This window comes from Nocardia sp. 149-1B (assembly GCF_057747975.1).
This window is the reverse complement of sequence record NZ_CM173233.1, coordinates 4433821-4448293: the sequence shown is the minus strand read 5'-3', so window position 1 is coordinate 4448293 and position 14473 is coordinate 4433821. Positions and strand designations below refer to the sequence as shown.

General features: G+C 72.1%; 14 protein-coding genes. 11 read left to right on the top strand and 3 right to left on the bottom strand.

Annotated features, from left to right (window positions below; all coding sequences use genetic code 11):
- Positions 1-99 precede the first annotated feature (99 nt).
- The 4 genes from AC3ANS_RS21280 to AC3ANS_RS21265 all read left to right on the top strand — a co-directional run bounded on the left by AC3ANS_RS21280 (position 100) and on the right by AC3ANS_RS21265 (position 6056).
- Entirely contained in the window at positions 100-2304 is a 2205-nt protein-coding gene (locus tag AC3ANS_RS21280; protein ID WP_488293569.1) for a CocE/NonD family hydrolase, read from the top strand.
- Between the two features lie 96 nt (positions 2305-2400).
- Positions 2401-3093, top strand: a complete 693-nt coding sequence (locus AC3ANS_RS21275; RefSeq protein WP_488293568.1) for a response regulator transcription factor — start codon at positions 2401-2403, stop codon at positions 3091-3093.
- Positions 3094-3101: 8 nt separating this feature from the next.
- Positions 3102-4802, top strand: a complete 1701-nt coding sequence (locus AC3ANS_RS21270) for a sensor histidine kinase (RefSeq protein ID WP_488293567.1) — start codon at positions 3102-3104, stop codon at positions 4800-4802.
- 24 nt (positions 4803-4826) lie between these two features.
- Entirely contained in the window at positions 4827-6056 is a 1230-nt protein-coding gene (locus AC3ANS_RS21265) for an alpha/beta hydrolase (RefSeq protein WP_488293566.1), read from the top strand.
- Between the two features lie 13 nt (positions 6057-6069).
- Here AC3ANS_RS21265 and AC3ANS_RS21260 read toward each other — a convergent pair whose 3' ends face one another.
- From AC3ANS_RS21260 to AC3ANS_RS21250, 3 genes are read right to left on the bottom strand one after another with little or no spacing between them, the layout of a single operon-like run.
- The gene (locus AC3ANS_RS21260; protein WP_488293565.1) at positions 6070-6564 is read right to left on the bottom strand and encodes a nuclear transport factor 2 family protein; all 495 of its coding nucleotides are present in this window, start codon (positions 6562-6564) and stop codon (positions 6070-6072) included.
- Between the two features lie 52 nt (positions 6565-6616).
- Positions 6617-7159, bottom strand: coding sequence for a hypothetical protein (locus tag AC3ANS_RS21255; RefSeq protein ID WP_488293564.1), 543 nt, complete (start codon positions 7157-7159; stop codon positions 6617-6619).
- Complete coding sequence (locus AC3ANS_RS21250) at positions 7143-7655, bottom strand: SigE family RNA polymerase sigma factor (protein ID WP_488293563.1); 513 nt, start codon at positions 7653-7655, stop codon at positions 7143-7145. The genes AC3ANS_RS21255 and AC3ANS_RS21250 overlap by 17 nt, the downstream gene beginning before the upstream one ends.
- Positions 7656-7765: 110 nt before the next feature.
- Between AC3ANS_RS21250 and AC3ANS_RS21245 the strand changes: the two genes are divergently transcribed.
- From AC3ANS_RS21245 to AC3ANS_RS21215, 7 genes are all read left to right on the top strand, one after another.
- Positions 7766-8296 carry a TetR/AcrR family transcriptional regulator gene (locus AC3ANS_RS21245; protein ID WP_488293562.1) on the top strand — a complete coding sequence of 177 codons (531 nt, stop codon included), beginning with the start codon at positions 7766-7768 and terminating at the stop codon, positions 8294-8296.
- Positions 8293-9510 (top strand): cytochrome P450, encoded by a 1218-nt coding sequence (locus AC3ANS_RS21240; protein WP_488293561.1) that lies wholly within the window; start codon positions 8293-8295, stop codon positions 9508-9510. Before AC3ANS_RS21245 ends, AC3ANS_RS21240 begins: the two co-directional genes overlap by 4 nt.
- Positions 9511-9670: 160 nt before the next feature.
- Complete coding sequence (locus AC3ANS_RS21235; protein WP_488293560.1) at positions 9671-10447, top strand: SDR family oxidoreductase; 777 nt, start codon at positions 9671-9673, stop codon at positions 10445-10447.
- Positions 10444-11958 (top strand): cytochrome P450, encoded by a 1515-nt coding sequence (locus AC3ANS_RS21230; protein WP_488293559.1) that lies wholly within the window; start codon positions 10444-10446, stop codon positions 11956-11958. The genes AC3ANS_RS21235 and AC3ANS_RS21230 overlap by 4 nt, the downstream gene beginning before the upstream one ends.
- Before the next feature lie 193 nt (positions 11959-12151).
- Positions 12152-12358, top strand: a complete 207-nt coding sequence (locus AC3ANS_RS21225; protein WP_488293558.1) for a ferredoxin — start codon at positions 12152-12154, stop codon at positions 12356-12358.
- Position 12359: 1 nt separating this feature from the next.
- Positions 12360-12965 carry a nuclear transport factor 2 family protein gene (locus AC3ANS_RS21220; RefSeq protein ID WP_488293557.1) on the top strand — a complete coding sequence of 202 codons (606 nt, stop codon included), beginning with the start codon at positions 12360-12362 and terminating at the stop codon, positions 12963-12965.
- Positions 12962-14419 carry an aldehyde dehydrogenase gene (locus tag AC3ANS_RS21215; protein WP_488293556.1) on the top strand — a complete coding sequence of 486 codons (1458 nt, stop codon included), beginning with the start codon at positions 12962-12964 and terminating at the stop codon, positions 14417-14419. Before AC3ANS_RS21220 ends, AC3ANS_RS21215 begins: the two co-directional genes overlap by 4 nt.
- Positions 14420-14473 lie beyond the last annotated feature (54 nt).

Here is a 14473-nt window from a genome sequence, read left to right as displayed (position 1 = left end):
GTCACCTGTGGTTGCTTCCCGCGGGCTCGCCGAGGCGCCCGGGACGCCGTTCGAGGAACTTCGAGGTACACAGCGGCCGGGAGGTGGCACCATCGCGCCATGCGCACAGCGAGGAGAGCGTCCGTCACGGCCGTCGCCATCGGAGCCCTGCTCGCGGGAGCCCAGCTGGGCGCCCCGGGCGCCACGGCCGCCGACCCCACGACGCTCACGGTCCGGCCCAGCGTCAACCAGCTCTACGTGCTGTCCGCGACGCCGGGCGAGCAGCTCGAGCTCCTGCGCGGCGCCGACGGCGCCGGCGGCACCGTCGCGACCGGCACCGTCGACGCCGCGGGCAGCCTCGCCTGGCGTGGTCTGAGCGCGGGCACGTACGCCGTGCACGTGGTGGGCTCGGCAGCGCCCGCCGAGACCGCCACGGTCACGGACTTCTCCGACCCGGCCCCGGCGCAGTCCTTCTACGACGGCCAGACGCTGGCGAACGGCTTCGGCTACATCACCACGCGCGACGGCACCACGTTGTCGGCGAACGTGTCCCTGCCCCACGGGGATGGCCCGTTCCCGACCGTGGTCGAGTACTCCGGCTACGACCCGAGCAACCCCGCGAACACCACGATGGCGACGCTCTACAACACGCTCGGGTTCGCCTACGTCGGCGTGAACATCCGCGGCACCGGTTGCTCCGGCGGATCGTTCTCCAACTTCGAGCCGATCCAGAGCCTCGACGGCTACGACGTGATCGAGACGGTCGCCGCCCAGTCCTGGGCGAAGTTCCACCAGGCCGGCATGGTCGGCATCTCCTACCCCGGCATCTCCCAGCTGTACGTCGCCCGCACCCAGCCGCCGCACCTCTCGGCGATCTCGCCGCTGTCGGTCATCGACGACACCTACCGCGCGACGCTCTACCCGGGCGGCATCCTCAACACCGGCTTCGCGGTCCCGTGGGCGACCGAGCGGGCGACCCAGGCCGCGGCGTACGGCGAGGGCTGGGAGCGGCCCCGCGTCGACGCCGGCGACACGGTCTGCGAGGCCAACCAGGCACTGCGGCTGCAGAACCCGGACCCGCTCGAGATGATCCGGGACAACCCCTTCTACACCGCGGCCGTCGGCGACCCGCTCTCGCCGAGCCTGTTCGCGCACGACATCGACGTTCCGGTCTTCCTCGCCGGCGCCTGGCAGGACGAGCAGACCGGCGGCCACTTCCCGGCGCTGCTCGAGGACTTCAGCTCCTCGCCGCACGTCTACGCGTCCCTGACCAACGGCTCGCACACCGAGTCGCTGAGCCTCGGGGTGTTCGGCCGCTACGCCGACTTCCTCGACCTGTACGTCGGGCACCGGGTCCCGACCGGGGCGAAGACCTTCGTGGCGCCGATCCTCGCGCAGTCGATCACCGGGGTGGCCGGGCTCTCGCTGCCGCCCGGTCCCGACTACACCGGGATGACGTACGAGCAGGCACTGCGCCAGTTCGAGTCGGCCGACCCGATCCAGGTGCTGTTCGAGGAGGGCGCCGCCGCCGGCCAGCCCTCCGGCGCGCCGCTGCCCCGCTTCGTGCGGACGTTCCCGTCCTGGCCGGTCCCCGGCGTCCGCCCGACCGCGTGGTACCTCGGCGACGGCGGCGACCTGCGCCGCGCGCCCTCGACCGACCGACCCGGCCCGGCGCGCGAGCGCGGCTACCGCGCGGACCCGACCGCACTCCCGGCGACGACGTACGCCGGCTCGAGCTCCGGCATCTGGGCCGCGCACCCCGACTACCACTGGCGCCAGATCCCGGCCGGGACCGGCCTCGGCTGGGTCAGCCCGCCGCTGCGCAAGACCGTGGTGGCCATCGGCACCGGCTCGGTGGACCTCTGGGTGCGCACGGCCGCGCTGGACACCGATCTGGAGGTGACGCTCAGCGAGGTGCGCCCCGACGGCACCGAGGTCTACGTGCAGTCCGGCTGGCTGCGCGCCAGCCACCGGGCGCTCGACGCCGCGCGCTCGACGGTGGTCTCGCCGGTGCACACCGACCTCGAGGCCGACGCGGCTCCGCTCCCTCCGGGCCGCTTCACCAAGGTGCGGGTCGAGCTGTTCCCGTTCGCCCAGGCGTTCCGCGCCGGATCGCGGTTGCGACTCACCGTCGACGCACCCGGCGGCGCCCGGCCGCTGTGGGCCTTCGACACGATCGCGCACGGCGAGCGGGTGTTCGTCGCGGCCGACGCCGTACGCCGCTCCCGCATGGTGCTCTCCGTCGTGCCCGGTGTGAGCGTGCCGGCGAAGGCTCCCGCCTGCGCCTCGCTGCGCAGCCAGCCCTGCCGGACCTATCGCGGCTGACCCGGCCCTGGAGGTGTCTTCTCTTGGGGGTGGGACGGTGCGGCGCGGGTGCTCGGGCTGACAATTCCCTGACACGACCGACATAGGGTCAGCAACGTGGCGCGGATCCTGGTCGCCGAGGACGACCCGAAGCAGGCGGAGCTGATCCGTCGCTACGCCGTCGCCGAGGGGCACGACGTGACCACCGTGCCCGACGGGCGCGCGGCCGTCGACGAGGTACGCCGGCGGGCCCCCGACCTGCTGGTCCTCGACGTGATGATGCCCCGGCTCGACGGCCTCGACGTGTGCCGGATCCTGCGCTCGGCGCCGGAGACGCAGGCGCTGCCGATCATCATGCTCACCGCCCGCGCGAGCGAGGACGACCTGCTCGATGGGCTCGACCTGGGCGCGGACGACTACCTCACCAAGCCCTACAGCCCGCGCGAGCTGATGGCGCGGGTCCGTGCGCTGCTGCGCCGCCACCGCGCCACGGTCCAGGACGAGGTGCGGTCGCCCGTCACCGTCGGCGAGCTGACGGTCTCCCCGGCGACCCGCGAGGTGCGGTTCCGCGGTGCGGTGGTGGCCTGCACGCCGGGCGAGTTCGCGCTGCTCGAGGCGCTGGCCGCCGAGCCGGGACGGGTGTTCAGCCGCGACCAGCTCCTGCGCGAGCTGCACGGTCCCTACGGCCCGGCCGACCACGTGACACGGCGTACCGTCGATGTCCACGTGGTCAACCTGCGCAAGAAGCTCGACCCTGCGCTGATCCGGACGGTGTACGGCGTCGGGTACTCCTTCGCGGTCCCGAGCTGACGCGAACCGTGGCCGACAACCGCGTCCCGTGGCGACGCAGCCTGCTGGTGCGGCTCTTCGGGGTCGGTGCGCTGATCGCTCTCGTGGCGGTGGCGGCCGCGACGTGGGCGACCGTGCGGGCCACCACGGTGGCGGTGCGCCAGGAGCAGCAGGACTCCCTGCATACCGACGCCCGGATCTACGACGAGCTCATCGGGTACGCCGCCACCCACGGGTCGTGGCGCGGGGCCGAGGAGCTGGTGGCACAGCTCGCCGGCGAGGCCGACCGCCAGATCAGCATCACCAGCAGGTCGGGTCGCGTGCTCGTCGACTCCGCCGGCGAGAGTGGACATCGCAACCCCGCCCGGGCCCGCGCGAACCTCGATGCCCTGGCCGTCGACCCGGTGCTGCTGGCCCCAGCCCAAGACGAGCTCGGGCCGGCGGACACCGGGCCGTACCCGGTCAGCTGTGCTCGCGGCGTGCGCTGTCGGACTTGGATCGTCGAGCCGTTGGGGGTGGTCGACCACCGAGTGCCGGACGCGCCGGACCTGGCCGCCGAGCAGGTCCCCGCCGGTGCTCAGCTCTCGGGTTGGGACCGCGTCGACGCGTGCCTGGCGCGCGCGGGGCTAGGGCCCGTCGCGAAGCAGGGCCCCGGGTTCGCCGTGGTCGTCGACTACGGCCGCGGACACGACCGCGTCGCGCGGTGCGCGGCCAAGGCACGACGAGCCTGGTACGCCGGCCAGGTGGCCGCCCCGGCCCTGCTGTTCGTCAGCGGCGAGGGGAGCTCGGCCGACGTCTTCTGGGACCTGTCCCGCGCCAGCCAGGTGCGGATCGGCCTGCTCGCCGGCGGGGTGCTGCTGGTGACCCTGCTGCTGTGCCTGGCGCTGGCGAGCAGCGTCGTGCGACCGCTGCGACGCATGGCCGGGGCCGCCCATCGCGCCGGAGACGGTGATCTGTCGGTGCGGGTGCCGCACCGGCGTCGCGACGAGGTCGGCGAGGTGGCGCGCGCGTTCAACCGGATGGCCGACCGGCGCCAGCAGCTGGAGGAGGCCCGGCGCCGGATGGTCAGCGACGTGTCGCACGAGCTGCGCACCCCGCTGGCCAACGTGCGGGGCTGGCTGGAGGCGGCGCAGGACGGGCTGGTCGAGCCCGACCGCCGGCTGCTGGACAGCCTGCACGAGGAGACCCTGCAGCTGCAGCGACTCGTCGACGACCTGCACGACCTGGCCCGTGGCGACGCGGGCGAGCTGCGTCTCGAACCGGTGGAGATCGACGTCGCGACGTTCCTCGAGCAGGTCGCCGAGGCGTTCCGTGGCGCGACGGAGTCCGCCGGCGTGGAGATCCGGGTCGAGGCCGAGGCGGGGAGCGTCGTGCACGCGGACGCCGTACGCCTGCGTCAGGCCGTCGTGAACCTGGTGGCCAACGCCGTGCGGCACACGCCTTCCGGTGGCGTGGTGACGCTGGGTGGTGCCACCGGACGCGTCGAGGTCGCGGACACCGGTTCGGGGATCCCGGCCGCGGACCTCCCGCACGTGTTCGAGCGGTTCCGGCGTGCCGACGACTCACGGAGCAGGGCCACCGGCGGCAGCGGGCTCGGCCTCGCGATCGTGCGGCAGATCGTCGAGGCACACGGGGGCTCGGTGGCGATCGAGAGCGAGCTCGATGCCGGTACGACGGTGCGGATCGACCTGCCGCAACGAGATCCTGACCCGGGTCTGACGACTTCCTGACATCTCTGCGCGATCGTGGCGTGCGTGAAACGCCTCCTCGCCCCGCTGTCTCTCGCCCTCACTGTTTCCCTGACCCTCGCGCTGACTCTCGCCGTGGGTCCGCTGCCCGCGTCGGCCACATCGGCCACGTCGACCGCGTCGGCGCCGGCCGACCCCGGTGTGCAGGTCTTCGACTACGACCTCGGTGACGCGGCGTTCACCGTGCCCGGCTTCCACGCCCTGACCCCGCGCGGGATGCCGTCGAAGCGGCTCGCACCGATCGAGCTCACCGGGCGCGTCTATGCCCCGGCGGACGCCGCCGGGCGTGGGTTGCCGATGGTCGTCATCGCGCACGGCCTGTTCTGGTCCTGCGCGGACGAGTCGACCGGCAAGGTGGACATGGGCTGGCCGTGCCGCGCGCCGTTGACAGGGATCCGCAGCGACCTCGGCTACGACAATCTCGGCCAGGCGCTCGCCGCGCGCGGCATGATCGTCGTCTCGGTCGGCGCGAACGGCGTGAACGCCGGCGAGATGGGCGAGGTCGCCGACCGGGCCCGCGCCGCGGTCGTCTTCCGGCACCTGACGATGTGGCGCGACCTGGTCGAGGACGGCAGCGGCCCGCTCGCCGGCGCCTTCACCGACGCCCAGAACGGCGACCCGGCGACCCCGGACTTCCTCGGTGCGGCCGATCTCCAGGACGTCGGGCTGCTCGGACACTCTCGCGGTGGTCGGGGCGTGATGTGGGCGGCCGCCGACGCACACCGCGCGATGGTCCCCGACGGGGTGCGGCTGCGGGCGGTCTTCGGGATGGCGGCCGCGGAGCCGCCGTTCATGGACCACGCCACCCGTCGGCTCACCGTCACGCAGATCCCCCTGATGACGTGGGCGGGCAGCTGTGACGTGACCGGGCGCGACGAGTACAACCGGCTCGCCCGGCGAGGCGGCGACCGCGTCAACATCTCGGTCATGGTGCACGGCGCCAACCACAACAACCTGAACTCCCGCTGGGCAGCGAGCAGCGGCCTGCCCGGCGGTGAGGACGACGCCGGCCACCCCGCGCAACGTCTCGGCAAGTGCTACACCGACGACGGGTCGCTCGACGACACGCTCGGCTTCGCTGCCGAGCGGCAGGTCGCGGCGACGTACGTCGAGGCGTTCTTCGCCCGCTACCTGCAGGGCGCTCGCGGGTTCGACGACGTGCTGTCCGGCAAGACCCACCCCGTGCGCGACCTCACCCAGGTCGACGTCCGGCGCTACTGGTCAGGTCGGCACTGACCCGGCCGGCCGGTCAGCCTCCGACCATCGCCATCCAGGCGTCGGCCTCGGGAGTGGTGCGGCCGTGCTGCTGGGCCACCCGGTGCCACCGCTTGGTCGCACGCAGGAAGGTCGCGGGGTTGTAGACGTCCTCCTCGCGCGACCACAGCCCGTCCCCGGCGTAGGTGAGGATCGTGATGTTGCTGGCGCCGTGGCGCTCGCCGTCGCCGGGGTCGGGCAGGTCGTTCCACACCTCGCAGACGATCCGGCCACGCTCCTCGTCGAGCACGTACCAGTCGATCGGGAAGTGCGGCATCGCGCTGCCCGGGAAGGACGTCATCGTGGAGACGATCCACTCCCGGATCGCCTCGCGGCCGGCGAAGTCGCCGTACGCGTGCTCCCGGTACGTCGCGTCCTCGGTGAACAGGTCCGCGAAGCGGGCCCAGTCGCCGGACCCGGCGATCCGCTCCACCTCGTCCTGGTAGCGCTGGAAGGCGGTCTCGAGCTCGGCGCGTGGCCAGGTGGTCATGGCGTGACCTTAGGGCCGGGACTGGAACAGGTTCCAGTCCCGGCCGCTCCGGTCAGGACGGCGAGCCGTTGTGCAGCAGATCGACGAGCTGGTCCTGGGTCCACACCGAGGACACGATCGCGAACAGCCGGCCGTCGTTGCGGGTTGGTGCCTTCAGCCAGAGCGCGGCGTCCCCGCTGGCGGGGTCGGTGCCGACCCAGGCCTGGGCCGGCGGCTCGACATCAACGCTGCGGGCGTCGGGCGGCACCTCGGTGTCTGCGACCAGCCGGATCGGGTCCGGCTCGCCCACGGCGTGGCGGTAGCTGAACGTGAACCCCGCGACCTCGATGTGGTCGGTCACCATGCGGGTCGCCGGGGCGTTGTGAGAGCTGCCGGGTGCGGTGGTCGCCGCCTGCGGCGGGCTCGGGGCGTCGTCGGACGCGAGTCCTCCGGTCGCGACCAGCACCGCTGCGGCGGCGACCGTCGCCGCCGCCGGCACGGCGAGGACGTACGCCGGGCGTCGCGGCGTGGGGACCCGGCCGGCGTAGGTCAGGTCGTCGGTGGCTCCGCGGAAGGCGGCGCCCAGCTGTCGGGTCAGGTCATCGTCGGTCAACATCGGCGTTCTCCATCTCGGGTGTGAGTGCGGCCCGGAGTCGGCTCAGGGCGCGCGCGGTCTGTGACTTCACGGAGCCGGTCGTGCACCCCAGTGCTCGGGCCGTGTCCTCGATCGACAGGTCGTCGAAGTACCGCAGCACGAGCACGGCCCGCTGTCCCTCGGGCAGCCCGCGAGCGGCCCGGAGCAGCTGGTCGCGGTCGGCGACCCCGTCGGTCACGGCGATCGGGATCTCGGTGTCGCCCATCGCCGTCTCGCTCGGCCGCCGCGCGAGGTCGCGCCACCGGTCCTTGGCGAGGTTGACGACGACCTTGCGGGCGTAGGCCTCGGGCTGGTGGCGCGCTCTGCCCCAGCGCCGGGCGGTGCGCAGCAGCGCGGTCTGCACGAGGTCCTCTGCGTGGCCGCGGTCGCCGCACAGCAGGTACGCCGTACGCACGAGCCGGTCCGAGGACTCTGCGACGAACCTCTCGAAGGCCCGCTTCTCGGCCGGGGGGATCACGTCTTGCTCCATTCAGTCACACCGGTAAGAACTCCGGCGCTCCGCTCGAGGTTGTCAGACTCCCGGATCACCCCTTGCCAGTCAGGTGGAACACGTTCTAGATTGGACAGGTGTCCAGTTCCACCGCCGCGCGGCTCCTCGAGGCCGGCCGCGACGAGCTGCGGGCCGTCGGCGCGGAGACGCTGACGATCCGCACGGTCGCCCAGCGCGCCGGGGTCTCGTCGGCGACGGCGTACACCTACCTGGCCTCGAAGAACCGGCTCTACGCCGAGCTGTTCTGGCGCTTCCTCCTCGAGGACGCCGACGTGCGGGCCGAGGGAGCCGACCCCGTCGACCGGGTCCGGTGGGTGACCCGGAGGCTGGGGGAACGCCTCGCCGGTGCGCCCGAGCTTGCGGCGGCGGTGACGCCGGCCCTGCTGTCTCGTGACCCCGAGGTCGAGGAGCTGCGGCTGCGCATCGGCGCCGAGCTGGTGCGCAGGTTCGAGGTGGCCGCCGGGGCGACCGGGGCCGAGGTCGTCGAGGCGTTGACCCTCGCGTTCTCGGGGGCGCTGCTGCAGGCCGGCATGGGCCTGATGACGTACGCCGAGATGGCCGACCGGCTCGACGCCGTGGTCGCCGTGATCATGAAGGGCACTCGATGACCTCCGTCCGCGAAGCCTTCGTGCTGGACCCCTACGACTACGGGTTCCAGGACGACCCCTACCCGACGTACGCCTGGCTGCGCGAGCACGAGCCGCTGCACCACAACCCGGACCTCGACCTGTGGGCGCTGACCCGGCACGCCGACATCGCGGCCGCGCTGCGCGCCGAGGGCACCTACTCCAACTCGCACGGCGTCGCGATCGAACGGTCCGCGTGGGGACCGGACGCGCACAAGGTGATGTCGATCCTCGGCATGGACCCGCCCCGGCAGAACCGCTTGCGCTCGCTCGTCTCGCGAGGGTTCACCCCGCGCCGGGCCCACGACCTCCTGCCGCGCATCCAGCAGCTGACCGACCAATACCTCGGCGAGTGCCTCGAGCGCGGCAGCTTCGACTGGATCGCCGACTTCGCGGGCAAGCTCCCGATGGACGTCATCTCGGAGATGATGGGCGTCCCCGAGGAGGACCGCGCGGAGGTACGCCGCCAGGCCGACCTCGTCGTGCACCGCGAGGACGGGGTCTACGACGTGCCGCAGGCCGGGGCGGAGGCCTCGCTGTGGCTGGTCGGCTACTACCTCGACATGGTCGCCCAGCGCCGCCGCCGGCCGACCGACGACCTCACGAGCGCGCTGATCGCGGCTGAGGTCGACGGCGAGCGTCTCACCGACGACGACGTGATCGCGTTCCTGTTCTTGATGGTCGTCGCCGGCAACGAGACCACGACCAAGCTGCTCGGCCACGCGGTCCACCACCTCACCCGCCACCCGGCGCAGCACGACCTGGTGTTCGGGGGCGCCGGGAGCGTCGACCGGGTCGCGCTGTGGGTCGAGGAGACCCTGCGCTACGACACCTCCAGCCAGCTGCTGGCCCGCTACCTGCTGCACGACGTCGAGCTGCACGGGCGGGTCGCGCCGCAGGGCTCCAAGCTGCTGCTCTGCCTGGGCTCGGCCAACCGGGACGAGTCGGTGTTCGCGCGTCCCGACGAGTACGACATCACCCGCAGCGCCGACGAGCTCGCGCCGATCCTGTCCTTCGGCGGCGGCCGTCACTACTGCCTCGGCGCCAACCTGGCGCGGCTCGAGGCGCGGGTCGCGCTCACGGCCCTCGTCGAGCGGGCCCGGTCGATCGAGGTCGACCACGACGCCTGCCGGCGGGTGCACTCGGTCAACGTCCGCGGCTTCGCAGCCGTGCCGATGACGGTGGTGTCGCGATGATCGGTGGTCTCGAGGCTCCCTTCGAGGCTCGCTCCGCTCGCACCTCAGGACGAGCCCTCGCTGGCACCGCAACCACCACCACGGTGGTTGAGGTGCGAGGAGCGCTGGCGACGAGCCTCGAAACCACCAGCGACTTGCCATCGGAGGAGGTGGCTGCCCGATGAGCAAGTACGCACAGCCGTCGCGGCGACCTGCCGTGGTCACCGGCGCCTCGTCGGGCATCGGGGCGGCCACCGCGCTCGCGCTGGCAGCGGCCGGCTTCCCGGTCGCGCTCGGCGCCCGGCGTACGGACAGGTGCGAGGAGGTCGCCGCGCGGATCCGCGAGGACGGGGGCGAGGCCGTCGCGCACGCGCTCGACCTCACCGACGACGCCTCGGTCACGGAGTTCGCCGCGAAGGTCACCACCGACCTCGGCGCCGTCGAGGTCGTGGTCTCCAACGCCGGCGCCGTCGCGCCGGGAACGATCCACCAGGTCGACACCGACCGGTTCGGCCAGGAGCTCGACCTCAACATCGTCGGCGCCCACCGGCTGGTGCGGGCGTTCGTGCCGGGCATGGTCGAGCGCCGGCGCGGCGACGTCGTGTTCGTCTCCTCCGACGTGGCGGTGCGGGCGCGGCCCTTCATGTCGTCGTACGCCGCGGGCAAGTGGGGCCTCGAGGGCATGGCGCACGCGCTGCAGATGGAGCTCGAGGGCACCGGCGTGCGCGCCTCGATCGTGCGCCCCGGCCCGACGTGGAGCGAGATGGGGACCGACTGGGACGCCGACCAGGCGGCGTACGTGCTCAACCAGTGGGTGCGGTTCGGGCAGGCCCGGCATCCCCACTTCCTCAAGCCGTCGGCGATCGCCGACGCGATCACCACCGTCGTCAGCGCCCCGCGCGGCGTGCACCTGAGCCTGATCGAGGTCAACCCCGAGGCACCCGTGGAGGATCGATGAGCAACGTCAGTGGTGGTTTCGAGGCTCGCTCCGCTCGCACCTCAACCACCGACTCGGTGGTTGAGGTGCGAGGAGCGCCAGCGACGAGCCTCGAAACCACCCTGCCGGAGGTCTCGTACGCCGTTCCCGACGACGGGCACGGTCACCTGGCGGAGATGCGGGTCGACCCGATCGGGCTGTTCCAGCGCGTGCACGACGAGTGCGGCGACGTCGGCCGCTTCCGGCTCGCCGACAGGGACGTGGTGCTCGTCTTCGGTGCCGAGGCCCAGGAGCAGTTCTTCCGCGCGCCGGACTCGACGCTGGACCAGGCCGCGGCGTACCCGTTCATGACGCCGATCTTCGGCAAGGGCGTGGTCTTCGACGCCTCGCCGGAGGAGCGCCAGCAGATGCTGAAGAACCAGGCGCTGCGTGGCGACATGATGCGCGGGCACGCCGCCACCATCGAGGCCGAGATCAACAGGATGGTCGCGGAGTGGGGTGACGAGGGCGAGATCGACCTGCTCGACTGGTTCGCCGAGCTCACGATCTACACCACCTCGGCCTGCCTGATCGGCAAGCCGTTCCGCGAGGAGCTCGACGGCCGCTTCGCCGCGCTCTACCACGAGCTCGAGCGCGGCACCGACGCCCTCGCGTACGTCGACCCCTACCTCGACATCGAGTCGTTCCGCCGCCGCGACGCCGCGCGAGAGGAGCTGGTCGGGCTGGTGCAGGCGATCATCGACAAGCGGGTCGCCCGGGGCACCGTGCCCAAGGAGGACCGGGACCTGCTCGACGTCCTCATCTCGATCGAGATGAGTGCCGACTACATCACCGGCATCTTCATCTCGATGATGTTCGCCGGTCACCACACGTCCTCGGGCACCGCCGCCTGGGCGCTGATCGAGCTGATGCGGCACCCGTCGGTGATGAAAGACGTGGTGGCTGAGCTCGACGACCTCTACGCCGACGGCTCCGAGGTCTCGTTCCAGGCGCTGCGGTCGATCCCGCGGCTGGAGGCCGCGCTCAAGGAGACGCTGCGCCTGCACCCGCCGCTGATCATCCTGATGCGCGTGGTGGCCGAGGAGATCGAGCTGGCCGGACACGTGATCTCACCGGGCACCGTGGTCGCGGCCTCGCCACGGGTTTCCAACCGGCTCGCGTCGGACTTCCCCGACCCCGACTCCTTCGACCCCGGCCGCTACGTCGACCCGCGGCAGGAGGACCTGCAGAACCGCTGGACCTGGATCCCGTTCGGCGCCGGCAAGCACCGCTGCGTCGGCAACGCCTTCGCGATGATGCAGCTCAAGGCGATCTTCTCGGTGGTCCTGCGCGACTACGAGTTCGAGATGGCCCAGCCGTCCGCGTCGTACCAGGACGACGTCTCCAAGATGGTCATCCAGCTCCAGCAGCCCTGCCGGGTGACGTACCGCCGGAGACGACGAAGCGAGGAGGGGGCGCCGGCCGAGGAACGAGGCCGAAGCGTCTCCGACGAGCGAGGAGTGCCTGAGCGCAGCGAAGGCAGGCAGAGGTGATGCCGTGGGGTGGTGGTTTCGAGGCTCGCTTCGCTCGCACCTCAACCACCGTGCCGGCTCGCTTCGCTCGCACCTCAACCACCGTGCCGGCTCGCTTCGCTCGCACCTCAACCACCCGACCCACCGACACGGTGGTCGAGGTGCGAGGGCCGCTGGGTCCGAGCCTCGAAACCACCCCCGCGGGAGCAGGGCGATGAGCTTCCGCGTGGTTGCCGACGCCGGCCTGTGCCAGGGGCACCAGATGTGCCAGGGGGAGGCGCCCGCGGTGTTCGGGTTCGACGAGGACGCCGACCAGGTGACGGTGCTGAGCGAGCGCCCCGACGATTCTCTGCGGTCCCAGGTGGAGGCCGCGGTCCGGTACTGCCCAGCGATGGCGCTGGCCATCGAGGAAGAGAGCTGACATGGCGCTCACGCGTGCGGAGATCGAGGAGTTCTGGGACTCCTGGCTCGAGGTCAACCGGGAGGCCGAGCGCATCGGCGACTGGCGGGTGATGGCGGACTGGTACGCCGAGGACGCGACGTACGGCTGGATGTACACCCCCGACGAGCACTTCATGGCGGTCGGCCGCGAGGAGATCCGCGAGCTCGCGATCGGTCAGGAGATGGCCGGCCTCGACGGGTGGCACTACGACTACCAGGCGACGCTGATCGACGAGAAGAACCAGATGGTGGTGGGGTTCTGGAAGCAGAAGTCCGGGATCACCGACGACGCGACCGGCGAGGAGTACGAGATCCTCGGCATCGGCGGCTCCTGGTTCGGCGTCGAGCGGCAGCAGGACGGTGAGCTCAAGTTCGCCTGGCAGCGGGACTGGTTCGACCTGGGCTCGACCGCCCACACGTTCCTGGCCATCGCCGCGTCCGGCAAGGCGCCGCAGGGTCTGCTCGACCGGATGTCGGTCGACGGCAAGACGCAGCCGGGCCACTACACGCTGAAGGACCTGCCGTCGCCGGTGTGGCCACCGCCGGTGGAGCGCGGCGACTACGTCACGCAAGAGGCCGTCCGGTGAGCCTGCCCCCACCGGCCCAGCAGCTGGTCGACGGCAAGTTGGTCGGGGCGAGCGACGGTACGTCGTACCCGATCCTCAACCCGGCCACGGGCGCGGAGATCGGCCACGCGCCGGACGCGACCGCGGCCGATGTCGACGCCGCGATCGCCGCCGCCCGCCGGGCCTTCGACGAGACGGACTGGTCGACGAACACCGAGCTGCGGGTGCGCTGCCTGCGCCAGCTGCACGCGGCGCTGCTCGAGGACGCCGCGGCGTTCACGGCGCTGACGACCGCCGAAGTCGGGATGCCGGGGTTCATGATGAGCGCGGCCGGGTTCGACGTGCCGGTCGAGGGCCTGCGGTGGGTCACGGACCTGCTGGAGGGCTACGAGTTCGAGAGCGACCTGGGGGTCGCGAAGCCGATGGGGATCCCCAGCCGTCGAACGGTGCGACGCGAGCCCGTCGGTGTCGTCGCGGCGATCTCGCCGTGGAACGTGCCGACCCAGATCAACCTCGCGAAGGTCGGGCCGGCACTCGCCGCCGGCTGCACCGTGGTGCTCAAGCCCGCGCCGGACACTCCGTGGCTGGCCTGCGAGCTCGGCCGGTTGGTTGCCGAGCACACCGACATCCCGGCCGGGGTGTTCAACGTGGTGACGCCGCGGTCCAACGAGGTGGCGGCGGTGCTGACCACCGATCCTCGGGTCGACATGGTCTCGTTCACCGGATCCACGGCGACCGGCCGCGCGATCATGGCCGCGGCCGCACCCACGCTGAAGAAGGTGTTCCTCGAGCTCGGCGGCAAGTCCGCCGCGATCGTGCTCGACGACGCCGACGTCGCGGCTGCGGCAGGAGCGACGGCGTTCACCGCGTGCATCCACGCGGGGCAGGGGTGCGCGATCACCACGCGGCTCGTGGTGCCGCGCGAGCGGTACGACGAGGCCGTGCAGGTCGCCGCCGCGACCATGGAGTCGATCGGTGCCAAGGACCCCGCCGACCCGGGCGCGATCTGCGGCCCGGTGATCTCGCAGGCGCAGCGCGACCGGGTCGAGTCCTACCTGCGACTGGCCGAGGACGAGGGCGGCACGTTCGCCACCGGCGGCCACGTGATCGACCAGGACGGGTTCTGGGTCGAGCCGACGGTCGTCGCCGGCCTCGACAACTCCAGCCGCCTGGCGCAGGAGGAGGTCTTCGGCCCGGTGCTGGTGGTGATCCCCCACGACGGCGACGACGACGCGGTGCGGATCGCCAACGACTCGGCGTACGGCCTGTCGGGGTCGGTGGAGTCCGGCTCGCTCGAGCGCGCCAAGGCCGTGGCGGCGCGGATCCGCACCGGAACGATCGCCGTCAACGGCGGGGTGTGGTTCAGCCCCGACGCGCCGTTCGGCGGCTACAAGCAGTCCGGCATCGGCCGGGAGATGGGTGTCGCCGGCTTCGAGGAGTACCTCGAGACCAAGACAGTTGCTGAGCCCGCGTGATGGGTGGTTTCGAGGCTCGCTTCGCTCGCACCTCAACCACCGACACGGTGGTTG